The 26,003-nt window shown below is 34.0% G+C and carries 23 protein-coding genes; 6 read left to right on the top strand and 17 right to left on the bottom strand.

Translation table 11 applies throughout. The features are described from left to right. Positions 1-28: 28 nt before the first annotated feature. From CLV90_RS09435 to CLV90_RS09420, 4 genes are all read right to left on the bottom strand, one after another. Entirely contained in the window at positions 29-2,110 is a 2,082-nt protein-coding gene (locus CLV90_RS09435; protein ID WP_133687239.1) for a vWA domain-containing protein, read from the bottom strand. 93 nt (positions 2,111-2,203) lie between these two features. Continuing rightward, positions 2,204-3,274 (bottom strand): AMP-binding protein, encoded by a 1,071-nt coding sequence (locus tag CLV90_RS09430; protein ID WP_133687238.1) that lies wholly within the window; start codon positions 3,272-3,274, stop codon positions 2,204-2,206. A gap of 4 nt (positions 3,275-3,278) precedes the next feature. Next, positions 3,279-4,199, bottom strand: a complete 921-nt coding sequence (locus CLV90_RS09425; protein WP_133687237.1) for a CPBP family intramembrane glutamic endopeptidase — start codon at positions 4,197-4,199, stop codon at positions 3,279-3,281. Beyond that, positions 4,190-5,242: an o-succinylbenzoate synthase gene (locus CLV90_RS09420; protein ID WP_133687236.1), complete on the bottom strand. Its 1,053-nt coding sequence runs from the start codon at positions 5,240-5,242 to the stop codon at positions 4,190-4,192. Before CLV90_RS09420 ends, CLV90_RS09425 begins: the two co-directional genes overlap by 10 nt. Positions 5,243-5,287: 45 nt before the next feature. Between CLV90_RS09420 and CLV90_RS09415 the strand changes: the two genes are divergently transcribed. After that, a complete protein-coding gene (locus tag CLV90_RS09415) occupies positions 5,288-6,082 on the top strand; it encodes an SDR family oxidoreductase (RefSeq protein ID WP_133687235.1) in 795 nt (264 codons plus the stop codon). Position 6,083: 1 nt separating this feature from the next. On the opposite strand, the gene CLV90_RS09410 is transcribed toward CLV90_RS09415, so the two are convergent. The 9 genes from CLV90_RS09410 to CLV90_RS09370 form a co-directional block, all read right to left on the bottom strand. Beyond that, entirely contained in the window at positions 6,084-8,036 is a 1,953-nt protein-coding gene (locus tag CLV90_RS09410; RefSeq protein WP_243835337.1) for a histidine kinase dimerization/phosphoacceptor domain -containing protein, read from the bottom strand. Positions 8,037-8,451: 415 nt separating this feature from the next. After that, positions 8,452-9,216: a LytR/AlgR family response regulator transcription factor gene (locus CLV90_RS09405; protein WP_133687233.1), complete on the bottom strand. Its 765-nt coding sequence runs from the start codon at positions 9,214-9,216 to the stop codon at positions 8,452-8,454. A gap of 32 nt (positions 9,217-9,248) precedes the next feature. Further along, a complete protein-coding gene (gene menA, locus CLV90_RS09400; RefSeq protein WP_133687232.1) occupies positions 9,249-10,157 on the bottom strand; it encodes a 1,4-dihydroxy-2-naphthoate octaprenyltransferase in 909 nt (302 codons plus the stop codon). After that, a complete protein-coding gene (locus tag CLV90_RS09395) occupies positions 10,157-10,765 on the bottom strand; it encodes an SPOR domain-containing protein (protein ID WP_133687231.1) in 609 nt (202 codons plus the stop codon). Before CLV90_RS09395 ends, menA begins: the two co-directional genes overlap by 1 nt. A gap of 170 nt (positions 10,766-10,935) precedes the next feature. Continuing rightward, a complete protein-coding gene (locus tag CLV90_RS09390) occupies positions 10,936-11,772 on the bottom strand; it encodes a CvfB family protein (RefSeq protein ID WP_133687230.1) in 837 nt (278 codons plus the stop codon). A 95-nt stretch (positions 11,773-11,867) separates the two neighbouring features. After that, positions 11,868-12,212, bottom strand: coding sequence for a DUF2853 family protein (locus tag CLV90_RS09385; protein ID WP_133687229.1), 345 nt, complete (start codon positions 12,210-12,212; stop codon positions 11,868-11,870). A 34-nt stretch (positions 12,213-12,246) separates the two neighbouring features. Continuing rightward, positions 12,247-13,998 carry a 2-succinyl-5-enolpyruvyl-6-hydroxy-3-cyclohexene-1-carboxylic-acid synthase gene (menD, locus tag CLV90_RS09380; protein WP_133687228.1) on the bottom strand — a complete coding sequence of 584 codons (1,752 nt, stop codon included), beginning with the start codon at positions 13,996-13,998 and terminating at the stop codon, positions 12,247-12,249. Positions 13,999-14,047: 49 nt separating this feature from the next. Further along, positions 14,048-15,160, bottom strand: a complete 1,113-nt coding sequence (locus tag CLV90_RS09375) for a chorismate-binding protein (RefSeq protein WP_133687227.1) — start codon at positions 15,158-15,160, stop codon at positions 14,048-14,050. A gap of 1 nt (position 15,161) precedes the next feature. Then, on the bottom strand, positions 15,162-15,584 hold the full coding sequence (locus tag CLV90_RS09370; RefSeq protein WP_133687226.1) for a PaaI family thioesterase: 423 nt from the start codon (positions 15,582-15,584) through the stop codon (positions 15,162-15,164). A 64-nt stretch (positions 15,585-15,648) separates the two neighbouring features. On the opposite strand from CLV90_RS09370, the gene CLV90_RS09365 reads away from it, so the two are divergent. Both CLV90_RS09365 and CLV90_RS09360 read left to right on the top strand, forming a co-directional pair. Then, positions 15,649-16,293 carry an alpha/beta hydrolase gene (locus CLV90_RS09365; RefSeq protein WP_133687225.1) on the top strand — a complete coding sequence of 215 codons (645 nt, stop codon included), beginning with the start codon at positions 15,649-15,651 and terminating at the stop codon, positions 16,291-16,293. After that, the gene (locus tag CLV90_RS09360; RefSeq protein WP_133687224.1) at positions 16,290-16,847 is read left to right on the top strand and encodes a GNAT family N-acetyltransferase; all 558 of its coding nucleotides are present in this window, start codon (positions 16,290-16,292) and stop codon (positions 16,845-16,847) included. The genes CLV90_RS09365 and CLV90_RS09360 overlap by 4 nt, the downstream gene beginning before the upstream one ends. Positions 16,848-16,849: 2 nt before the next feature. Here CLV90_RS09360 and CLV90_RS09355 read toward each other — a convergent pair whose 3' ends face one another. Beyond that, positions 16,850-17,779, bottom strand: a complete 930-nt coding sequence (locus CLV90_RS09355; protein WP_133687223.1) for a hypothetical protein — start codon at positions 17,777-17,779, stop codon at positions 16,850-16,852. A gap of 102 nt (positions 17,780-17,881) precedes the next feature. Further along, a complete protein-coding gene (dnaK, locus tag CLV90_RS09350) occupies positions 17,882-19,780 on the bottom strand; it encodes a molecular chaperone DnaK (RefSeq protein WP_133687222.1) in 1,899 nt (632 codons plus the stop codon). A 186-nt stretch (positions 19,781-19,966) separates the two neighbouring features. Between dnaK and CLV90_RS09345 the strand changes: the two genes are divergently transcribed. From CLV90_RS09345 to CLV90_RS09335, 3 genes are all read left to right on the top strand, one after another. After that, positions 19,967-21,391: an L-serine ammonia-lyase gene (locus CLV90_RS09345; protein WP_133687960.1), complete on the top strand. Its 1,425-nt coding sequence runs from the start codon at positions 19,967-19,969 to the stop codon at positions 21,389-21,391. Positions 21,392-21,479: 88 nt separating this feature from the next. Further along, complete coding sequence (locus CLV90_RS09340) at positions 21,480-23,399, top strand: DUF294 nucleotidyltransferase-like domain-containing protein (protein ID WP_133687221.1); 1,920 nt, start codon at positions 21,480-21,482, stop codon at positions 23,397-23,399. Continuing rightward, positions 23,399-24,055: a 3'-5' exonuclease gene (locus CLV90_RS09335; protein ID WP_133687220.1), complete on the top strand. Its 657-nt coding sequence runs from the start codon at positions 23,399-23,401 to the stop codon at positions 24,053-24,055. Before CLV90_RS09340 ends, CLV90_RS09335 begins: the two co-directional genes overlap by 1 nt. Positions 24,056-24,059: 4 nt before the next feature. Here CLV90_RS09335 and CLV90_RS09330 read toward each other — a convergent pair whose 3' ends face one another. Next, positions 24,060-25,016 (bottom strand): phosphoribosylaminoimidazolesuccinocarboxamide synthase, encoded by a 957-nt coding sequence (locus tag CLV90_RS09330; protein ID WP_133687219.1) that lies wholly within the window; start codon positions 25,014-25,016, stop codon positions 24,060-24,062. Positions 25,017-25,024: 8 nt separating this feature from the next. Further along, the gene (locus tag CLV90_RS09325) at positions 25,025-25,978 is read right to left on the bottom strand and encodes a PhoH family protein (RefSeq protein WP_133687218.1); all 954 of its coding nucleotides are present in this window, start codon (positions 25,976-25,978) and stop codon (positions 25,025-25,027) included. Positions 25,979-26,003 lie beyond the last annotated feature (25 nt).

The raw sequence follows: 26,003 nt of genomic DNA, 5'->3' as shown, positions 1-26,003 counted from the left end.
TCAATTGACTTTTACAATCTGAATAATATCAATAGTTGTCTGTTACCAATTTCTCATTCATGTTTTTAACTAACCTAATAAATTCTGCTCTGTATCCATTTTTATCTTGACCCCTACCGTTCTCTGCCAATTCAATGACATCATTAAAAGTTGTTTTATTTATAAATGCGGACTTTCGTAATTGCTGACCGAATAAAGCAACGGCTGCGGTGAATTGAAAGTCTTTTGACATTTCTTGAGTATTCGCATTGTGAACGTGTACTAATTCTATACTCTTATTACCATCAGGTTTTTTGTATCTGAATTTCACGGTAAACAACTCATCAGAAAACCCAGTATTACTAGAAGTATTAGTATACTTTAATGCTGGTATTTCTTTATCATATGCTGATGTTACTCCTGTCCCTATTATCTCATACAAAGCGGTTACCTTATGTCCGCTGCCCAGCTCACCTGCATCTTTGGTATCATAAATAAAATCTTCATCTGCCAATAATCTATTTTCGTAACCAATTAGTCGATACGATTTTACTTTTGCAGGATTAAACTCTACCTGTAGCTTTACATCTTTTGCAATGGTAAATAAAGTACCACCGAACTCCTTACCAAATAACTTCTGAGCTTCTTGCATGGTATCTATATAGCCATGATTTCCGTTTCCTTTATCTGCCAAAGTTTCCAACTTAGAATCCATGTAGTTACCCATTCCGAAACCTAATACCGAAAGAAACACGCCCGATTGGCGTTTTTCAATAATCAAATCTTCCATGTCTTTGTCGCTAGACAGTCCAACATTAAAATCACCATCTGTTGCCAATATCACTCTATTGTTACCATTCTTTTTAAAATGTTTCTCTGCTAATTTGTAAGCCAATTGAATACCTTCTCCACCAGCTGTAGAACCGCAAGCCTCTAAGTTATTTAGAGCACTCATGATATTCTCTTTGTTATTACCAGATGTAGGTTCTAACACAACACCAGCTGCACCTGCATAAACTACAATAGAAACCCTATCTTTTTCTCTTAATTGATTTACCAAAAGTTTAAATGCGGATTTCAATAGCGGTAATTTATTACCTGCCGACATAGAACCTGAAACATCTATAAGAAAAATAAGATTAGATACCGGTAACTCTTCATTCAAGTATTCTTTACCCTGCAGACCAATACGCACTAGTTTGGTATCTAGATTCCAAGGAGTTTGTGCTACCTCGGTGTTTACAGAAAAAGGATGTTTGTCTGTTGGTTGTTGATAGTCATAATCAAAGTAATTAATCATTTCTTCAATTTTAACAGCATCTACAGGAATGTTCCGCCCATTATTTATGAATCTTCTAATATTGCTATATGCCGCTTTGTCGACATCTATGGAGAAAGTAGATAGCGGATTTACGGCAACATTCTGAAATTGATTTTCAGTGATTTGCGCATAATTCTCATCTTCTTCAATTGCATAATTTCCTTTTACCGTATGTATAACAATACAACCGTGTTTAGCATTTTGACCATATAAATTCTGTGCTTCAGTAGTGTTCATTTCTTTTCTACTATCAATATCTTCACTTTTAAGGCTTTGAACAATTGAATTGTATTGCTTTTCAATAGGAACACCATCTACAATATATAGCGGACTATTCACTTTAGTGCCAACATTTTTATTTTCCACGGTACCTACTCCGCGAATTTGAACACCACTTACTTTACCTTGTAAGGCTCTACTAATATTAGATTTAGGAGATTGCATATTAACCATTGCAACTGAGCCCGTAACATGACGACGCTTTTGAATACTATAACCAGAAACCACAACCTCTTCTAATATTTGAAGATCTTCTTCAAGTGAAACATTAACAACTACTGATTCCCTGATCTTTACAGTTAGATTCTTACAACCTATATATGAAAATGATAATTCAGCACCTTCTGATACTATTATAGCATAGTGTCCGTCAAAATCTGTTTGTGTACCATTGGTCGTTCCTTTTTCCATAACATTTACACCAGGCATAGGGTCACCTACATGATCAGAAACAGTACCACTAATTTTAACTTGCTGAGAAGACAATAGCATACTACTGAACAGAAAGAATAGGAAAGTCGCATTTTTCATAATAATTAGTTTAAAGTTTGAGCAATAAACCTATTAAGAAAGAAGCTTTTTAAAAACGAAAAATGAGTGAAGGGTGCTTTAGAATGAGGGAAGTTACGACTTCAATAAGCTCATGGTTTCTTTCCGCTTAATCTTTCCACTATCCGTACGTAAGAATACCGGAATGGTTTTAATTTGACGTGGTACTTCGTACTTAGACAAAAGAGGACTTGAAGTAACTTTCTTCAACACATCGTTTTCATTCACTGTACCTTCTATAACCAGCACTAATTGCTCGCCCAGTTTTGCATCTGGTAAAGAAGTTATAAAAAAAGCTTGATCTAAAATATTCGATAGTTTAGCCTCTATCTGCTCTGGACTAAGTTTAATTCCGCCAGAATTAATTACATTATCAAATCTGCCTAACCACTTAAACTCAGTTTCCGAAACCAATTCAATAACATCATTAGTAACCACAGTTTCATCTGAAATCTTTGGTGCATTAATTACCAAACAGCCTCTGTCATCTTTAGATATCTCAACGTCTGGTAAAATAGAAAAAGGTGCATCTTCTGCTACACTATTATTCAAAGGTTTAACTGCAATATGCGTTATGGTCTCGGTCATACCATAGGTTTCATAACTAGCATTTGCAATACTTTTTATTTCTTTTCGTAATGAGGTAGAAATAGGAGCACCACCAATAATCAACTTATGTAGCAATGAAAGCTTAGGCAATGAATTAGCAACTTGTAAGGGGACCATTGCGCCAAAATCAAAAGACCTTTTACTATTTTCTAACGGATTTGAAGTAGGTTCCACAAAATGAATATCTAACCCCAAAACCATAGCCCTAACCAACATCATTTTACCTGCAATATAAGTAGCAGGCAAACATAATAAAGCAGAAGATTTTGGTAATAAATTAAAATAGCTACCTGTTGCCAAAGCGCTATTTTCCATCTGTGCTTTCTTTAAAACAATGGTTTTTGGAGCACCCGTAGAACCAGAGGTCTGTACCGAAATTGTGGGTGAAGCATCTATCCAATCTAAAAGAAATTCACCAATGTGCTTTTCGAATTCTTCCCCTTCCTTAATTAAGCTATAGCTTACCTCTGATAAATCATCAAAAGAAATAGCTCTACCATGAATTGAAAAATTTTGGTGTACAGAAGCTTTATACATTGTACTAATTATCTAGTTTCAAAAATTCTTCTTCAGACAACACTTTTCCTGTTAGTTTTTCTTTCCAGTTGGTCCAGCCATACTTTTTTGAGAAAATTATTAATAGAATTGGAAAAACTATAAATACTGGCACCAAAACATCCCAACCCAAAATTGGATCAGAAACATCCCTATACAACGAATCAGTTTGAAAAGCAGTCCAATCAGCAGTTAACAATAACGCACCTATTAAATTATTAGCAGCATGAAAACCCAAAGCAAGCTCTAAACCTTCATCCATTAAGGTTATAATACCAAGAAAAAAACCAGTGCCTATATAGTATATCATTATACCAAAACCAAGTTTTTCTACTTCAGGATTCCCTAAATGCATCAATCCAAATAACACAGAAGTAACAACTAGGGGTATCCATCTATTTTTTGCAGCAATACCCAACCCTTGCATCATATAACCTCTAAACAAATACTCCTCAAAGCTAGTTTGTAAAGGAATTAGGATTATTCCAATTAAAGCCAAACTTAAAAATGGCATCAACTTGAAATTAAATTGGTAATCTTCTGGAGATAAATAAATACCTACGAAAGTTAAAACTATTGTTATCAGTCCCCAAATACCAAAAGCAAAAAAAACTCTTTTCCAATCTATTTTTTTTCTGGATGTTGTTAAACTAGTAATGCTTTGAGAATGCACTAATTTTGTCCATCCAAGTACCATAAAGAGTCCTACTGCAAGTGGAGCCAACAATAATATTAAAACTAAATTTGAGCCTAAGGTGTCTACCATTTGAGCCATACTATCCTCTACACTAACGGGAGAATATAAAATTGCTATATAATTTACAATCATCAACCCGATAAAGGACCCCGGTATAATTAAGTATTTCCATAATCCAATATCACCTTTATACCCCTGTTCTATATACATATACTTTCAATTAAATTTGTATTCCATTTTTCAGAGCTGCTATAAAACAAACCTCCATTATCAACCTCTAACGGACTCTCAATATTATTCGTAAAAAGAGATCCGGTACCTAAGCCTTGTGGCATTTTATTATTAAGGGTTGCCGTCCACTGTGCAATGGCATTTAGACCAATATTACTTTCTAATGCACTCGTTACCCACCACCCTATATTATTTTTTTCTGCAATAGAAATCCACTCACTACTTCCTGCAAAACCGCCAACCAAACTAGGTTTTAGAATTATATATTGTGGTTGTATGGTTAGTAGTAATGCTGCCTTTTTTGTTACATCTGTGATGCCAATTAATTCTTCATCTAAAGCAATAGGCAGCGGTGTAGTTCTACAAAGCCTTTGCATTTCTTCAGCTTGCCCTTGTTTAATTGGCTGTTCTATAGAGTGTAAATCGAGTTTCGATAATGTTTCTAATTTAGACAAAGCTTCTTGTGGAGAAAATGCTCCGTTAGCATCTACACGTAATTCGATATCTTCTTTTGAATAACGCTCTCTAATAGATTTTAGCAATGCTATTTCAGTATCAAAATCAATTGCTCCAATTTTCATTTTTATGCAAGAAAAACCATCCTTTAGCTTCTCTTCTATTTGCCGATACATAAACTCCTTATCACCCATCCAAACCAATCCGTTAATAGATATTGGTTTTTGGTCATTTAAAAAACTAGATTCAAAAAGATGAAAAGGATTTTTAGAACGTAACGACATATATGCCTGCTCTACCCCGAATTGAATACTGGGAAAATTCTGTAATTGCTTCAGTAATTCCGCTTCTCCCAGTTTAATGTTTTGTGCAACCCAAGCACATTTATCTTCATATTCAGGAGCATCATCAAAACTAAGACCTCTAAAAAGTCCGCATTCACCAACACCCCATTTTCCTTTTTCTTCTAAAAAGAGAAACCAAGTTTCTTTGGTTCGAAGAATTCCTCTAGAAGTTCCGCTAGGGTTTTTAAAATTTAGGAGATACTTTTTAAATGTTGCCTTCATAATATCGCACAAATTTAACTATATTTTGAGTTTAAATACGACGGAATGACTAGTATAGAAAATAAGGTGATTTGGGTAACAGGTGCATCATCTGGAATTGGAGAAGCGTTGGCATATCAGTTAAACGAACTTGGGGCTAAAATTATACTGTCTGCAAGAAGAGCGGATGTTCTTTTAGAAGTAAAAGGTAAATGTAAATTTCCTGAAAATGCAGCAATACTTCCTTTAGATTTAATCGCATTCGATTCATTAGAAAACATCACCGAAACGGCTATTTCAATCTACGGTAAAATTGATATTTTGATTAATAATGGCGGACTAAGTCAACGTTCACTTATCATTGACACTAAATTTGAAGTGTATCAACAAATGATAGATGTTAATTATCTGGGTACTATTAAACTAACAAAACATCTATTACCCTATTTCATAGCTCAAAAAGGTGGTCATTTCGTTACTGTCACCAGTTTAATGGGTAAATTTTCTTCTCCGTATCGTTCCGGTTACTGTGGCGCAAAACATGCGCTACATGGCTTTTTTGACGCTTTACGTATGGAACATGAGAAAGACAATGTCAACGTATCGATTATTTGCCCAGGATTCATACAAACCAACGTTGCCAAAAATGCATTAACCGGTGATGGGTCTGCTTTACAAAAAGAAGATAATGCTACAGAAAACGGAATGCCTGTTAGCGATTGTGCAAAAGAGATTATCTCTGCAATCAAAAAGAAAAAATTCGAAACCTATGTCGGCGGAAAAGAGAAATTCGGAATTTATCTAAAAAGATTCTTCCCAAAACTGTTGCATAAAGTTGTTTTAAAAAGCAAGGTGAGATAATTTATTTAAAATTAAACCAAAAACGCACACCTTCAGTAGTCTTATCTGTATTTAAAGAAGTTTGAAGCTGATTTGCCAATCTGTTCATTAAACGAATACCCATTGAAGAATTCGCTCGTTCTTCAGAATCTTCTGGCAAACCGATACCATTATCGGTATATTCAAAAAAGCCCTCTTGACCTAACAATTTTCTTAAGTGAATATATATTTTACCGTCGCTGTCATCATTTGGAAACGCATATTTAAATGAATTGGAAACCAACTCGTTTAATATAAGTCCGAATGGAATTGCTCGATCAATATCAAGTTCAACGCCTTCTGCATCGATGGTTATATTAATATTATGACCTCCTTTTTTATAAACAGACTGAATACTATTAATTAAACTTTCAATATAACCCTGCATTTCAATAACAGATAAATCGTCGTTTTGATACAATTTCTGATGTATTAACGCCATCGCTTTAACCCTACTCTTACCTTCTTCTAATGCTTCAATAGCAGCTTTACTTCTCGTATTCTTAGTTTGTAGACTTAACAAACTAGAAACCATTTGAAGATTATTCTTAACCCTATGGTGAATTTCTTTAAGTAGAGAATCTTTTTCTACCAAGGCATTCTCAATTATAAATTTTTGTTCTGCGATTAAGCGTTGATTTTTAATACTTTTTAAATAAGCATAGACCAAACCAGCAAAACCAATAAGTGTGAATATTAAGGATACAAATACCAAACTAATTTTATCATCTCTTGCCTTAATATCTTTTCTAGATTCTTCTAACTGATTTTTTTGTTGCTCCTGTATTTTTCTAGAATTCTCTAAATCTTGAGCAACAACAGAAGTTAATTGTTGATTTTTAATATTAGATGCCAAAGCATCTATGGAGTCTCTTATTTTTATATTCTTCTTTAAATAGACAGTAGAATTTTCAAAATCGCCGGTTTTAAAATAGTAATCTGCATAAATTCTATTGCGTTTTAAAATATTATCAGATTTAATAGGATTTAGATCATCACTTAAATAATCTGTTGCTTTAGAGTAATTTTCTAATTTTAAATAACACTCGGCTAACGCAAGTGTATTTTCAATAATATCAGAAGAAAACTTACTTTTATTATATTTCTTAATAATCTCTCTACTCTCTTCTAAGAACGGAATCGCCTTTTCGTACTCTCCTAATTGCACATGACATTTACCAATATTACCAATAATCAATCCGTTTAAAATTCTGCCATCGGCAATTTCCTTATCAGAATGTTGATTGGTTACATCACTTAAAAACACTTTTATAAGTCCTTCTGCTTTCTTAAAATAACTAAGTGCTGTTGGTGTCGATTTGTCTAACCTTAAATAATTACCAATAGTGTTATTATATATAGCTTGACCATAATAATCATCATCTTTAAGGTCTCTTTTCTCTTCGGTCATGTAATCGCGCATTGCCTTTCTATACTGACCTAGGCTGGCATATATATCATAAAAAGCAACATTGTCGGTAAATCCTAATTCTCGCTTGACCCTTCTAATCTCTATTTGCTTATCATATAATTCAAGCATTGCGTAATTAGTATCTAGTATGTTTAGAATATTTTGTTTAGATTCTACATCTAAACTTGTTATATTCTCATACAAAGGTCTTGCAATAGCCAAGCTTTTCTCATAGTTACCCAAATCATAATAAATTTGAGATTCTATGAGTTGATAATTGCGAATAGAAGTTGAATCTTTAGTCTTCTCAGAACTATTTAAGTACACCTTTACGGTATCTAACCAATCGTATGGCGAATTCTGATTGTAACGGTTGGGGGTATTAAAAAAGAAGAACGAACGTAACTCGCCGTTCTCTAAATCTTGAAATTGCTTGTAGTAATCTTCATTCTGAGTTGCCACACTATCTTGCGCAAAAACTAGGCACGTAATTGCACTAAACAGTAAAGTGTATACTAATCTCAAAATAACTTGTTTTTTCATATCTCAATAAAAGCTGAATCAAACTTAAAACTAATAGCTGATTCTACTAAATTTTTGTTGTGAGCTACCATTACATGATTGTCAAATAACCATAAACCCAAAAAGCGTGTTCTACGTACTTTTTCAATAAAAATAAAAAATTGCAGCTTTTTTTTATTAAAACAAATTCTAGTTAAAAAACATACAATTTCTACTACCTCAAAATTATACATAAGCAATAGGCTTGAGTATTATTTGTTGTGTAACCTGCAATAGTTGTTGTGAAACGAGAAACAAAGAAAGAAAAATGCATTTCATCGACAAAAATATACCTTTTAACGATGAAAAAATACCTTTTATCTGAAATAATATCAAAAAAAACACCTTTAAAGGTGTTTTAATATTTAGTTGATCAAGCCTATGAATTCATAGCCGAGATAATAAACTCTTTAAAATCTTTAGAGATAGGTATCAATGTATTATTGATCATAATATCCTTTGAATTAATAGCATCAATATGATCCACATTTACAATATAAGACTTATGTGCTCTATAGAATTTATTTTGTGGTAACTTCTCTAAATAATCTTTTAAAGGCGAACGTACCAAAAACTTTTTATCGACCGTATTTACTTCTAGATAAACGTTGTCAGCTTTTATAAATTGGATATCTCCAAATTGAATTCTATAATAAAGATGCTGTTTTTTAACAAAAATAGAGTCTTTCAATATTGAATTTGACATTGCAACATCTTCTGTGCTAGTATCATTTACTGCACTATTATTGGCAGCAGTCTGCTTACCATAAATAAAATTAGACAATGCAATTTCAATTGATGTGTAAAGATCCTGTTGCTCGAAAGGCTTAACTAAATAACCATTTGGTTTTACAGTTTTGGCATTTTCTACCGTTGCACGATCAGAGTTAGAGGTCACGAAAATAAAAGGAATATCGTAATTTTCTCTAATGTGTTTACCCAAGTCTATACCTGTTTTATCTGAAGCTAAAATGATGTCGATAAGAACTAAATCGACTTGTTGGGTTTTTAACACTTCAACAGCCTGCTCGTAAACAATTACGTTATCAACTATTTCATATCCTATTTCCTCTAGCATAGATTGCATATCATCTGCAATGATGACATTATCCTCAACAATAAGAATTTTAATGGGTTGTTCCAAGGCTTAAAATGGTTTGTGGGTTATACTCAAAATTACAAAAAATAATAATAACTAATAAAAAACAACAGTGCGATAAAAAAAGTACTTAAAGCTAATTTTTTAAGCTCTGGATCTAGTTCTGCTTCATTACTCGTTGCAGCTACTTTTTTCATGTGTATTACTATCGGCACGTAGCCAATAAGACATACATAACGTAACGGCGATGCATTTGTTGTAAGTAAAAAGAAAAACAAGCATAAAATTGATATAATCACCAAGCTGTAGTGGTATTTTTTCGCCTTTGACATGCCCATCTTTACAACCATGGTATTCTTACCAACTGCGGCATCAGATTTTATATCTCTCATATTATTAAGGTTTAAGACACCTACACTTAAAAGACCTATTGATATAGCCGGTAAAATAGCCATTAAAGAGATAGCTTTAAGGTACAAGAACATGGACCCCAAAACACTGACTAATCCGAAAAAAATAAAAACATAAATATCTCCAAGTCCGTTGTAGCCATAAGCTGATTTACCAACGGTGTACTTTATGGCAGCCCATATGGCAAAAGCACCTAAAATCAAAAAGAAAGTTGGGTAAAAAATATCTTTTAATCCAAAGGATGCTATAATTAATAAAACAATAAGTATAGCATTAATAATAATACTAACATAGATACCCACCTTCAATTGCGGGGCAGTCAACAGACCGCTTTGTAAAGCTCGTTTTGGTCCAACCCTAGTATCGTTATCGGTACCTTTTACTCCGTCCCCATAGTCGTTGGCAAAGTTTGAGGTAACTTGTAAACCTATAGTTGTAAGTAAGGCTAATACAAAAATATAGGTATTTGTTTCGCCATAGTATGCAGCAATAGCCGTACCAACGAGAATACCAGAAATTGATAAGGGAAGCGTTCTAAGTCTTGCTGCGTTGAGCCAAGCTTTAACTTTTATCACTAATAAGGGTCTTCTATTTGAATTCTTTTACCGTCTTGATATGAAGCTACAAAAGCATCGCCAAAACCGATATCTACTAATTGTTTTCTAAAAGATTGCGCTTCTTCTAAAGTCTCAAAATTACCCAATGAATATGAGTAAAACGGATTGGTTTTAACGAAAAGTGTATTTGTTAAAGCTTCAGATGCCAAAGTGACATTATTATCCACAAACGATTTTACCTGCACAGAATATATTTTTTCTTTCTGCAAAAACTCTTTAGCTAAATAGAATTCTTTTACAAGGCTAAGTTCTTCGTTTTGCTCTTTCAAACTTTCTAATCGAGATCGAATAGCATCTGTACTATCCATAGAAGACAAAAGCAATTCGTTAGTTGGATTTCTATTAAAACCTCCTGAGCTAGATATTCCCGCTGTAAATGAAGTAAATGCTAAACCGCCAATTAAAAATAGACCTGTGATTCCCGCGAATATATTTCGCTGAATTTTACTCTTTTTAAGTTCTTTATTCTTAAACTTTATTTGATCCAATAAACGCTCATTGATAATTTGTGCTTTATCGACGTCCTTATGTAATTCTAATAAATCGCTTTCTTCTATAAAGGGCATATACAGGGGTAATTTTTACGCTTAAAACCTAAAAGTAAGTTAAAAATTGTTAATAACTTTTTAATTGATACAAAAATAAAATTAAATGTAACTTATTACAATAAACTCATCACTTATTTAATATATTCTACTGCAAATCAAATATTAAAGATTTTTCTTACACTTCATTATTAGTCATCTAATAAACTAATACCGTCAGATTCAATATTGATTTTCCTTTCTTTATATAAAGTACCTAAACCTTTTTTAAATGTTTTCTTGCTCATTTGAAAAACATCTCTAATTTCTTCTGGTGCAGATTTATCATGCAAACCTAAAAAACCACCACTTTCAACTAATACTTCATAAATTTTCTTAGCAGCAGGTTCTAAAACCTTCGCACCTAATGGCTGTAATGAAATATCTAATTTATTATCTTTTCTTATGGTCTTAATGCAACCTGGTATAACATCGCCAATATTAATTGGTTTAAAAACTTCATTAAAATACACTAGCCCTTTATGCATTTCGTTTACAATTACCTCCCAACCTAAATCGGTTTGCCTGGTAACTACAAGATCAACTTGTTCCCATTCTTTAAGATTAACGGTATCGTTGCTCAAGAACTTATCTAATTTATTAGAAGCAACCAATCTACCAGAACGTTCGTCTAAATAACAGTGTACTACGTACCACTGCCCTTCTTTCATTTTTACACGTTGCTCACGAAATGGTACTAATAGGTGTTTTTCAAGACCCCATTGCATAAAAGCACCAAATTCGTTGACTTCAGCAACTTGCAACAACCTGAATTCCCCAAGCATTATATCTGGCTCTAGCGTAGTTGCCACAGGTCTCTCATCGTAATCTAAATAACAGAAAACTGTTATTTTCTCACCAATTTCATAATTGGTGGGCACATATTTATTTGGTAACAAAACATCATTTCCTTCTTCATCACCTAAAAAAAGACCCACACTAGTGTCTCTTAAAATTTCTAGATTGTTTTTACGTCCTAATTCTATCATGTTGCAAAATTACATTTTAAATATTTAAAATCTTAACGTAAAAAAAAAGACCGTAACCAAAAATGGTAACGGTCTTTAACTTATTTGACATCTGACTATTTATCGTAAACAGATGCTTTATTAAAATGCTGACAAAGCTTGTAATAAATTACTGCTCTATGCTTATTTCTGTTAGAAGAACCGTATTTGTCCATAACAGTTGCAAGTGCTTCATCTAATTTAGCATTATCAGGAAGACCTAACTTTTTGATCAAATAATTGTTCTTTACAGTATCCAATTCTTTTTGATCACTACCAGATACTTTAGAAGCATCTATGTTGTAAATAGATGGTCCTAGACCAACAGTCACTTTCTTAAGCAAGTCCATATCTGCATCTTCACCAAATTTATCTTTGATGTCTGCAGCATACTTTTCAATTAAATCGTCTCTTTTACTCATGTTAAATGTGTTATAATTAATGGTTATTACCCCACTAAGATATGAAACGAAAATAATCAATCAAAATTTTATCGTTTTTTAATGTAGGGGTACTAATTTCCAGTAATTGGGGACGACCAGTTTTATTGAAAAACGTACTTAATTCCTCTTCCAGTTCTTCGGATGATTTTGCCGTTCTATAATTGAAACCATACATAGCACAAAGATGCTCTGCTGACAATGAATGTCGTGTCTCAAAATACGTTTCAAACACCTCTGAATTCTCTTTGCCCGGTAATATTCTAAAAATACCACCTCCATTATTATTGATGACTATAATTCTAAAATCACTTTTTATATAATTATTCCACAAGGCATTGCTATCATAGAAAAAACTTAGGTCACCCGTAATAAATAATGTGGGAGAACTGCTTGCCAAAGATGCCCCAATAGCTGTAGACGTGCTACCATCAATGCCACTAGTACCTCTATTACAGAATACTTTTAGCGTAGGGTTAACATTAAATAACTGTGTATATCTAATTGTAGAACTGTTTGCTAGCTGTAACATATAATAATTAGGTACAGTTTCTAAAATATGATTGAATGCTAAAAAATCTGAAAACGGAATCTCTTTTAAATAGTCTTCTCTTTTTAGCTCATATTGCTCTTTAACTAAATTCCATTCAGAAAAATAATCACTTTTTAAATGAAGGTTTTCTGCATACATTTCACTAAAAAAATCATTGACCGAAATTTTAATATGTTCCTCTAAACAGAAAAAAGTATCGTTTGCAAATTGACCTCCAATATGCCAATGATGTTTGGGTGTGTAATTTCTTAGAAATGCTTTTACTTTTTTAGAAACTATGAGCCCGCCAAAAGTGATCAATACCTCTGGCTTCAGTTTTTCAAATTCCAATTTAGTATCCGCATGCATTTCAATGGGTGCAACTAGAGAATCTATACTATTGAAAAAATTAGGATGGTGAATGTTAGATGTAGTTTCTGTTAACACCATAACGCTAGGATCATTAGCTAACTTTTCTAAAACAATATCTTTAATAGCATTAGATGTATTCACCCCTACCAATATCATTTTACGAATAGATGAATTCCAAATATTTCTGTGCTTCTCTAAGTCAACAACATTAACTACCTCATTAGGTATAGCACTAATTTCTGACCATACCGAAGGTTCTTCGAGTGTATTATATAAAGGCTCTTCAAAAGGTGCATTTATATGAACCGGACAGTTAGTAGTAAAGGCAATTTCAAAAGCACGGTTTAATTCTTCATCATTATAATTTTGCACTTCATGCTGAACATCATTGACTGCTTTACCATCGATCCATTCTGGTTTATAATGCATTACCTTATCTGTAGCGTGGCTAACATCTTGTCTCAGGTTGGCAGAATATCTAATATGATTTTCAAAGACATTCTGCTGATTAATGGTTTGCCCATCTCCTATTCCTAATTTATAAACAGGTCTGTCAGCAGAAATAACTATTATCGGAATATTACTGAAATAAGCTTCTGCTACCGCCGGATAATAGTTTAAAAGTGCACTACCAGAGGTACATAAAACAACCACAGGCTCTTGCAACTGTTGCGCTAAGCCCAATGCAAAAAATGCGGCACAACGCTCGTCGACTATACTGTAGCATTTAAAAAACGGATTCTCTGCAAAAGCTATAGTAAGAGGCGCATTTCTAGAACCAGGCGAAATTATAATATTGGAAATATTCTTTGCTTGGCAATGTTGAACAATAGATTGTGCGGTAGGTATAGCGGAGTATTTCATGTAGTTCAAAAATACGACCAAAGCGGGTTATTACCCAAAAGTTAAGCGTCTATTTACTGTTCAGAATGCGAAACATAGTCTTGCTTTTTAAAGCAGTTTCTTCCCATTCCTTTTCAGGAATAGAGTCAGCGGTAATTCCGCCACCAACATATATTTCGGCTTTATCTTTAAATAATTGCATACAGCGCAGATTTACAAAAAGTTCAGAAGTTTTCAGTACACTTCGGTACGCACTATTCTCTTGATTTTTACGATTCTTATTTCTAGATAGCTCTGATTTCATATTCAGCTCACCAAGAAATCCCGTATAAAAAGTCCGCTTATACAATTCGTTTTCTAAAATAAACTTTTTAGCTTTTTTTAACGGACTCCCACATACTGCAGGCGTTGGATGAAGCGCTTTTAAAACAGCACCAAATTTATTCGGGGCAAAAGTACCTCTCATTTCTGTTCGAAGATGCCAAAGCTGACCTGCCTTTACCGATTCTCGCTCAGAACTATTGAGAGATATTACCTTATCTTTTAAAGTATGATAAATATAATCGGTTACTAGTTGCTGCTCATTTAATTCTTTATCAGACCATTGTGGCATAGCGTCACCAATAGAATTCTGAGTACCAGCCAAAGACATTGTCGTAAATTGCGAACCGTTACTTTTTACCAAAATTTCTGGCGTAGCCCCCATCCAAGTTCCTATTTTGGGGTGGTGCCAAAAATAACAGAATGCATTTTTATATTCGTTAAGAATTCGTAGATAAATATCAAAGTAATCATCTTTGCAATCAACTTCAATTTTTCTCGATAAAACTACTTTATTAAATTCACCTTTATGGATTTTATCAATAGCATTCGATATCAATTTAGTATATCTCGATTTCTCTTCTGAATTGTTTTTTAGTGAATTATTCTCAATAGGTACAGACTCATGAGACCTATTTAATTGAACTTTTTCTACAGCATCCATTTTCAATACTATAGCATTTGAACTCAAATCAAACGGAGCAAAAACGAATCCGGTTTCAGTGAAATCTTTAACCTTATGAACGGCATCATTGTTTTGAAAAACTCCGATCAATTCAATATCATTAGGTTTGCTATATAGGACAAACGGTAACTGCTCCTTTAAGCAATTTTCAGCTCGCTCAAAAAGTTCTTGCACCATATTATCCTTTAGGTAATGTTATTGTGGTTAGTTTACAAAGAGATATTAGCTGATCATCTACGTTAGTAACCCTAATTTCCCATAACTGAGTAGTTCTACCTTTGTGTAAGATGGTCGCTTTAGCATAAACAAAACCTTCTTTTATACTTTTCACATGATTTGCAGAGATTTCTATACCTCGAACGAAAAACTTATTACCATCTAAAAAAACATAAGATGCAGCACTGCCAACACTTTCTGCCAATGCAGCTGTTGCACCACCATGCAAAACTCCGTCTGGCTGATGTACTTTAGGTGTCACCGGCATTTTAGCTAATAAAAAATTTTCACCTACATCAATGTATTCAATATCTAAGGTCTCCATTAAGGTATTCTTAGAAGTTTCGTTACAAATCTTCAGAATTTTTTCTTTGTAGTCGTTCATTCTTTTTTTTGTAAAATTAAGCATTACATTACCAACAGAAAAGGTTGAATGAATTGTATTCTTTATGGAAAACCAAATAAAAAATGTTACGTATAAAACTACCAATACCTATGAAACTTTAAATGAATTAACTAGCCAAACAACCAAAGTTTGGATTGTTTTTCATGGCATAGGTTTCTTAAGTCGATTCTTTCTTAAATATTTCAACGAGTTACCTAAGAATGAAAATTACATTATTGCCCCACAGGCTCCTTCTAAATACTATTTAAAAAATGAATATAAACATGTAGGCGCTAGTTGGTTGACAAAAGAAAACACTGCACTTGAAACAGCTAACCTGTACAATTATTTAGATGCTGTTATAGCAAATGAAAAATTACCCGCTAATTGTAAAATTATTTTCTTCGGATTTTCGCAAGGCATTTCAATAGCGTTACGGTATTTGTCGTATTCTAAACTGACGTGCTCTAAACTGATTATTTATGCCGGAGGAATACCTACGGAATTAAAAAAATCAGATTTTACCCATTTAACAAGTGATACTGAGATTATTTCGGTAATAGGAAAAAAAGATCAATACCTTAACCCAGAAAAATTAAAAGAAGAAAACAGTAAACTAAAAATCCTTTTTGGTGACAACGTACAATACATCACTTTTGATGGCGGACACGAGGTTAAAAAGGAAATTATAAATCAATTGACAGAATGAACAGTGCACCAACTTTAGAAAATGAAAGGGTTATATTGAGTCCGCTAACCATAGACAATTTTGAAAAGCTTATTTCCGTTGCATCTCAAGAGAATTTAGTACAATATTCACCTTCAGATATTGCATCAGCTGAAAGTTTAAAAAACTATGTAGTAACCGCATTAGAACAACAAAAAGCAGGCACTAGCATACCATTCATTGTTTATGACAGAGAGTATAATGCTTTTGCAGGTTGTACCCGTTTTATGAACATCAATTTAAAAAACAAAGTTTTGCATATTGGTTCTACTTGGATCGGACGTGAATTTCAAAGCTCGGGATTAAATACTCAAATGAAAAAATTAATGTTTGAACATGCTTTTACTACGATGAATTTTGAAAAAGTGGAATTCCGTGTAGATGAACGAAATTTAGCCTCTAGAAAGGCAGTTGAAAAATTAGGTTGCACTTTAGAAGGTATTTTACGTAAAGATGTTTACTTACTTAATGGTTTTAAAAGAAATACGTGTTGCTATGGTCTTTTAAGAGAAGAATGGCAAACTAATAACAATTAGTTTTATTCTTCTATAATTTTAGCTTCAGCTGGGTAATAAGTGATTTTTCTAGTAGTGTATGTGTTATCAGGAGTGACAATCTGTTTAATCCAGTTGCCTTCTATTTTTTTATCATATTGATAGATGTATTCTTTCTTTATAATACCAGCACCTCTTTTTGCTATTTCAGAAACCAACATGCCCTTATCATCATAGATATAACTAGTTCTCGTAGTTGGCTCAAATTTCTGTGCTTCTACATTATATTTGAAATCTTGCTGAGCCATTAACCTTCCATCCAAAGTAAATACTTCTTCAAAGGCAAAGTTTTCTTCCCCTTTTACATATTCTTTGGTCAATACAATTCTTTGCTCAGCTCTATTTTTAGGCTTTTGAGTAGACGTACGAATTGATTTTAAAGGTACGTCGTTTAGTAAATAAGTAACGGTGTTTTCCCCTTGAAACTTCTTATGTTCAATCTCTGTTACATCGGTACCATCATTGTTGGTTCTTCTTATACTAATTAAATCACCAAATTCATCATACACATAAATGTATTCATCCAAGAACTGTTTATCATATGAAAAAATGCGTTCTTGAATTTTCATTGTATCGGTAGAATCGATAGAATAAAAATGAGCAATAGAAGTACTGGCATCGAACGTATTATTTCTGTATGACTCTGAACGTTTTTCTAAAAGCTCATCATTACTGTATTTATAATATACAGCGTCATAATCTTTATCATTGTATCTCGTAACTGATTTCGTTAAAAATCCCTTTTTATTAAAATCGTATTCCTCTTTTCCATAATCGGTACTTACCAAGCATGATTTTACATTCCCCTTCAAATCAAAATCTTCAAGAGTGAAAATCTGAATTTCTTGACCTTGTAAATTCTGAACTATTGCTATAACAATGATAAAAAGAGTCCGAAAGTATTTTTTAATCATACTGCAAAATTACTTTAATATAATTAGGGATAAAAAAATATGATGTAAAAGTAAAAAGGGACGGTAAATACCGTCCCTTTTCTATAATAAATAATAGTTATATTATTTAACCTCTTCGAAATCCACGTCTTCAACGTTATCACCTTCAGCACCACTATCAGCAGTTGGCTCTCCTTGAGCAGCACCACCTTGTGCGTCAGCTTGCGCTTTGTACATTTCTTCAGATGCAACTTTCCAAGCTTCGTTGATTTTATCTAAAGCAGGTGTAATAACAGCCAAATCCTTAGTTTCATAAGCCGTTTTTAATTCTCCCAAAGCATCTTCAATTGGTTTTTTCTTATCATCGGATAATTTATCTCCAAATTCTTTAAGTTGAGATTCAGTCTGGAAAATCATTCCGTCTGCCTCATTCAACTTATCTGCAGTCTCTTTCGCTTTTTTATCAGATTCAGCATTTGCTTCAGCTTCAGCTTTCATCTTCTTGATTTCTTCTTCAGTTAGACCAGAAGAAGCTTCAATACGAATATCCTGAGTTTTGTTCGTTGCTTTATCAGTTGCAGAAACTTTAATGATACCGTTAGCATCAATATCAAAAGTAACTTCAATTTGAGGTGTTCCTCTTTGTGCTGGCGGAAGACCATCTAAATGAAAACGTCCAATAGTTTTGTTATCAGGTGCCATTGGTCTTTCACCTTGTAATACGTGAATTTCAACTGACGGCTGATTGTCAGATGCAGTAGAGAATACTTGCGATTTCTTTGTAGGAATCGTTGTATTAGACTCTATTAATTTGGTCATTACACCACCCATAGTTTCTATACCTAAAGAAAGCGGGGTAACATCTAATAACAATACATCTTTTACATCACCTGTCAATACACCACCTTGTATTGCAGCACCTACAGCTACAACCTCATCTGGGTTAACGCCTTTATTAGGTTTCTTACCGAAGAATTTCTCAACAGCCTCTTGTACTGCAGGTATTCTTGTAGAACCACCAACTAAGATAATCTCATCAATATCACTATTTTTTAAACCAGCAGACTTCATTGCACTAGCACATGGTTCAATAGTTCTTTTGACCAAATCAGCAATTAATTGCTCGAATTTTGATCTTGTCAAAGTTCTAACTAAGTGCTTTGGACCTGAAGCGGTAGCTGTAACGTATGGTAAATTGATTTCTGTTTGTGCAGAAGATGACAATTCAATCTTAGCTTTCTCTGCAGCTTCACGTAAACGTTGTAAAGCCATTGAATCTTTTCTAAGGTCCATATCTTCTTCAGACTTGAACTCATCAGCCAACCAATCAATAATTTTTTGATCAACATCATCACCACCCAAGTGAGTATCACCATCTGTAGCCAATACTTCAAAAACACCATCTCCTAATTCTAAGATAGATACATCATGCGTACCACCACCAAAATCAAAAACAACTATTTTTTGTTCCGTATCTTTTTTGTCCATACCGTACGCTAAAGACGCAGCAGTTGGCTCGTTGATAATACGCTCTACAGTTAAACCTGCAATTTCACCAGCTTCTTTCGTAGCTTGTCTTTGCGCATCATTAAAGTATGCAGGTACAGTAATTACCGCACGAGTTACTTCTTGACCTAAATAATCTTCTGCCGTTTTCTTCATTTTCTGAAGAATCATTGCAGATAATTCTTGTGGAGAATATAAACGACCGTCTATATCAACTCTAGGTGTATCATTATCTCCTTTTACTACTTTATAAGGTACTCTTCCAGCTTCTTTACTAGATTCTGAATATTTGTTACCCATAAACCTTTTAATAGAATAAATGGTTTTTGTAGGGTTGGTTACTGCCTGTCTTTTAGCTGGATCACCAACTTTAATTTCACCACCTTCAACAAAAGCGATAACAGATGGTGTTGTTCTTTTTCCTTCTGCATTAGGTATTACCACTGCCTCATTACCTTCCATTACGGAAACACAGGAGTTTGTAGTACCCAAATCTATTCCTATAATCTTACTCATTTTATATGTTTTAAATTAAGTGCTTTATTTTACAATCGATTTGTAAATGACAAACAATATGCCAAGCAAGAAAAACTGACATGATGTCATTAATCGTTATTTTTTATTGAAAAATATGCCATTTTAGTATAGTTAATAGGTGTATGAAACATTGTACCTTAGCCTTAAAATAAGATTGATTTGGAAATAGAGAGTATCAGTGTTTTCGATATGCTTAAAATTGGCGTAGGTCCTTCAAGTTCCCACACGCTTGGTCCATGGCGCGCTGCCGAAAGGTGGTTGGCTCGTTTAAACTCGAAAGACAATCTCGAAAAAGTAGAGGAAGTCGAGGTTCACTTATATGGTTCGCTGTCACTAACAGGTAAGGGCCATGCCACTGACTATGCCGTTATGTTAGGGTTATTAGGTGCTGATCCTGAATTAGTGCCTATAGATAAAATAGACTCTTTAATACAGACGATCAAGAACGAACATATTTTACATTTAGATGGTAAATACCAAATTACCTTCGATCCAAAACAACATATTATATTTAATAGAGCGTTTCTGCCTTTTCATGCCAACGGATTAACCTTTAAGGCAAAACTAAAATCTGGCAAATTAATATCAAAAACATACTACTCTATTGGTGGCGGTTTCGTTATAAGTGAAGAACGAAAGAATGCCAAACGCAAAGTTGATATGTTCAATAAATTTCCTTTCCCTATTCAGAAAGGAACCGAACTTCTTGAATTTTGTAAAAGTAAAAATCTGCCCATCTCTGAGATTGTTTTACAGAATGAAAGATCTTTAAGAGATGATGAGAATATCGATTTTGAATTAAACCGAATTTGGTCTACCATGTTAGAATGCATGTATACCGGATGCCATACAGAAGGTGTTTTACCTGGGGGATTAAATGTAAAGCGCAGAGCCTTTGAAATGCATAGCAAACTCAAAAGTGAATTACCCTACTCCACTCCTGAAGAATGGTTACAGAGCATACGACAGACAGAAGTAAAATTTCGTCAAATATTACAATGGGTAAGTTGTTTTGCACTTAGTGTAAATGAGGTAAATGCATCTTTAGGTCGCGTTGTTACTGCACCTACAAATGGTAGCGCGGGCGTAATACCTGCTGTATTAATGTATTATATGGTTATTGAAAATCATGCAGGTAATTTTGAACATGTAAAACAATTCTTATTGGTTGCAGGCGAAATAGGAAGCATCTTTAAAAAAGGAGCTACCATATCGGCAGCTATGGGTGGTTGCCAAGCAGAAATTGGCGTATCGTCGGCAATGGCTGCAGGTGCACTTACCGAATTATTAGGCGGTACTCCAGAACAGGTACTTATGGCAGCAGAAATTGCGATGGAACATCATTTGGGACTTACCTGTGATCCTATTGGCGGTTTGGTTCAAATACCTTGTATAGAACGAAACTCTATGGGTGCCATAAAAGCTATTAATGCAGCCGAGCTTGCTTTGGGTTCAGATCCATCAGCAGCAAAAGTACCGTTAGACAAGGTAGTACAGACAATGTGGGAAACCGCAAAAGATATGAGCTCTAAATATAAAGAAACCTCTGAAGGCGGATTAGCAGTTGGTGTTTTCTTGACTGATTGCTAAATCTGTTTTAAAAATAAGCTCCTTTTAATTTGTAGTTGTATAAATGGATGTCCTTTTTTATAAACCTATATTACGCTAACTTTAATAAATGAAAAACCTGATTTCTGAAAGGGTAGCCGACTTTATAAAAAACTACCCGCCATTTAATCTTCTTGACAGCACATCGATATTTCAGCTTGCTGAACAAGTATTAATTGTCTACAAAGAAAAGAACAGTATTATTTTTACCGTAGATGAACCTCAGCATGCTCATTTTTACTTAGTTCATAAAGGTGCCGTTACCTTAAATAACGCTGCCTCTTCGAATGTTCTAGACTATTGCGACGAAGGTGATATTTTTGGATTACGCCCTCTCTTTGCCAATGAAAATTATAAATTAGAAGCTAGAGCACACGAAGAGAGTATTCTCTACGGGATACCCATTGATATTTTTAAACCTATTGCAAAAAAGAACGAGCAGGTAAGTATTTTTTTGATGGAGAGTTTTGCCTCCAACACCCGAAATCCTTATGCAAAAGACCAAAAAGGACAACTCTTTGAAAATGAAGATGAAGAAGAAGTCACCAAAGAGGTCGTATTACCCGATTTACAATTAGCCAGCTATTCAAAAAAATTGGTAACCTGTTCTACAAGAACAACCATTAAAAAAGCTGCCGATATCATGTCAAAAAAGAAAATCGGCTCTATTCTAGTTACTAGCAACGATTTACCTGTGGGCATAATAACAGATAAAGATTTTAGAAATAAAGTAATTTCTGGTGAGCAGCCTATTACAGCTTCGGTAAAAACAATTATGACCGCACCAGTAATCACTTACCAAAAGAATCTTACGATTACCCAAGCACAAATGGCCATGATGAAAAGTAACATCAGTCATTTGGTCATTACCCAAGACGGCACCCCAAATTCTACTGCATTAGGTATTTTATCTAAGCATGACGTTATGGTTTCTTTAGGTGATAACCCAGCCGTGTTGGTAAAAGCCATTAAACGTACCTCGAAAATTAAAAAGATAAAGCAAATCAGAAAAAGTGTTATGGTGCTTTTGAGCGGGTATTTAGAGCAAAATATTCCGTTGGGCTTAATTGCTAAAATTATCTCAGAACTAAATGATACCTGCATAAAACAGGTTGTTGAAATTTCTCTTGCAAGAATGGACGCTCCACCGCCTGTAAAATTTGCTTGGTTGGCATTAGGTAGTCAAGGTAGAAGCGAGCAACTTTTACATACAGATCAAGATAATGCCTTGGTTTTTGAAGATGTTCCTGAAGAAGATTTACCAAAAACTACAACATACTTTTTAGAACTTTCAAAGCATGTAACCAAAGGATTAAATACTATAGGTTACGAATACTGCCCTGCAGATATGATGGCATCTAACCCTAAATGGTGTTTAAGCTTACAAGAATGGAAAAATAAATTATCCTACTGGATAGGTAACCCCGGACCGAACGAAGTACTAATGTCCTCCATATTTTTCGATTACAGTTTGGCATATGGTGAGCGTAGTTTATTGGATAATATGTCTGAACACATATTCAGAACTGTTGGCAATTACCCCATTTTCTTAGTGCACTTGGCAAATGGGGCATTACAGAGTCCGTCACCAACAGGGTTTTTTAGGCAATTTGTTGTAGAGCAAGATGGGCAGCACAAAGATTCTTTCGACCTAAAAAGTAGGGCATTAAGACCTTTAATCGATGCTGCCAGGGTTTTGATATTATCACATTCAGTAAAAGCAATTAGCAACACTTGGGAAAGGTATGAGAAGTTGGCAGAATTAGAACCCAATAATCAAGAGTTGTACATGGCTTGCTCTTATGCCACTAAAGCATTATTGAAGTTTAGAACACGACAAGGATTGGCTAATCATGATTCAGGGCGCTTTATTCAGCTAGGTCAATTGAGTAAGCAAGAAAAAATGAAATTGAAGCGTACCTTTAAAGCAATTAAAGAAATTCAAGAATTGATAACCCTACGTTTTAAGGTTACTAATATTTTAGGCTAATGGGATTATTTAGAAAAACACCTAAAAATCTACCGGAGTTTTGGATAAACTATGCCAATTTATTTAAGGAGACTCAAAATAAAAATTTTGAAGATCTTGTATTTGTTGTTTTAGATACCGAAACAACCGGGTTTAGTTTTGAAGAAGACCGAATACTTTCTATTGGTGCTGTAAAAATTAAAAAAGAGACTATTTCTGTACAAGAAGTATTTGATATTTATCTTGAACAAGAAAAATTCAACAAGGATACAGTTCATGTACACGGACTACTAAAAAACGGGCAACGAGACTGTATTAGTGAAACTTTAGCGCTAGAGAAATTTCTTGACTATGTAGGTAATGCAATCATAATAGCACACCATGCCGGTTTTGACATGGGTATGCTTAATACAGCATTAGAAAGAAATGGATTACCTAAATTAAAAAATACGGTATTGGATACAGGAGTTATTTATAAAAAAACCCTTATTAAATCATATTTAGTTCAGCCAAAAACTAATTATACACTAGATGAGCTTGCAGATAAATTTTCAATATCTAAGAAGGATAGACATACCGCATTAGGCGACGCCTACATAACGGCAGTCGCCTTCTTAAAAATCATTTCTCGTTTAAAGGAAAAGAAAAATTTCTCACTTAAATATTTACTTAGATAGTCTATTAAAGACTATCCAAATAATTCAGTACGTTTCTATTGATACGATCATTAATGTGTGTAGTATCTGCCTTTACAAAATGCTCACCAGTAATATGCTCGTAAAGTTCGATATACCTTTCAGAAACTGAGTCAATATACTCATCGCTCATGTGCGGTACTTTTTGTCCTTCTAAACCTTGAAAATTATTTGCAATTAACCACTGCCTTACAAACTCTTTAGAAAGTTGCTTTTGAGGTTCATTGGCATCTTGTCGTTGTTGATATCCATCAGAATAAAAGTATCTTGAAGAATCGGGAGTGTGTATCTCATCAATTAAAACAATTTTACCTTCTTTAGTTTTTCCGAATTCATATTTGGTATCTACCAGAATCAATCCTCTTTCGGAAGCTATCTCTGTTCCTCTTTGAAAAAGTGCGTAGGTATACTTTTCTAATACCGCATAATCATCCGCAGAAACTATTCCTTTGCTTAAAATATCCTCTTTAGAGATATCTTCATCGTGGTCTCCCATTTCTGCCTTGGTTGCAGGAGTAATAATTGGACTAGGGAATTTATCATTCTCTTTCATCCCCTCGGGCATTGCAACACCACAAAGCATTCTTTTACCTAGTTTGTATTCTCTAGCCGCGTGACCAGATAAATAACCACGAATAACCATTTCAATTTTAAAAGGCTCGCAAGCAACACCAACGGCCACATTTGGATCAGGAGTAGCTATTAACCAATTTGGTACAATATCTTCTGTAGAAGACATCATTTGAGTAGCGATCTGGTTTAGAATTTGACCTTTATATGGTATACCCTTTGGCATCACCACATCAAACGCAGACAACCTATCTGTTGCTACCATGACCAACATATCGTTCTCTAAGGTATATACAGATCTTACTTTGCCTTTATAGACATTTTTCTGACCCGGGAAATTAAATTCAGTTTCGTAAATAGTATTCTTTGACATGTAAAATTTTAATTGTGATGTTCAATAGTTTTATAAGCCTCAATAACTTCTTTCACAAGTTTATGACGAATAACGTCTTTATCATCCAAGTAAATAACTTCTATACCAGGAACGTTTTGCAAAATTAATAAAGCTTCTTTCAATCCGGATATAGTTCTTCTAGGCAAATCAATTTGTCCTGGGTCACCTGTAATTAAAAACCTTGCATTTCTACCCATTCTGGTCAAGAACATTTTCATTTGTGCATGCGTAGTATTCTGAGCTTCATCTAAAATAACAAATGCATTATCTAAAGTTCTACCACGCATAAATGCCATAGGGGCAATTTGTATGGTACCGTTTTCAATATAATGTACCAATTTTTCGGCAGGGATCATATCTCTTAGCGCATCATACAAAGGTTGCATATAAGGATCAAGCTTTTCTTTTAGATCTCCCGGTAAAAAACCTAGGTTCTCACCAGCTTCAACAGCGGGTCTGGTTAGAATAATCTTCTTAACCTGTTTCTCCTTCAAAGCTTTTACAGCGAGTGCAACACCAGTATACGTTTTACCTGTACCGGCGGGACCAATAGCAAAAACCATATCGTTCTTTTTAGAGGCATCAACTAATCGACGTTGATTGGCAGTTTGCGCTTTTATCAATCTACCACTTACACCATGAACAAGGGTTTCGCCGCTATTCTTTGAAGATTTAATCTCATCATCTTCAGAACTGGTCAACAGTCTTTCAATACTATTTTTATCTAATTTATTATATTTTACAAAATGCTGCGTAAGCATATCGAAACGTTTTTCGAATTCTTCTAAAAGATCTTGATCTCCGAAAACCTTAATCTTATTGCCGCGGGCGACTATTTTCAGTTTTGGAAAATATTTTTTCAATAAATCAATATGCTCATTTTGTTGCCCAAAAAACTCTCTCGGGCTTATTTCGGTAAGTTCTAGAATTATCTCGTTCAAACAGTCAGTTTTATTATGATTTATA

Origin of the sequence: Maribacter spongiicola, assembly GCF_004364165.1 — a bacterium.
In the GTDB taxonomy this organism is placed as follows: Bacteria; Bacteroidota; Bacteroidia; order Flavobacteriales; family Flavobacteriaceae; genus Maribacter; species Maribacter spongiicola.
This window is presented reverse-complemented; position numbering and strand designations above follow the sequence as displayed.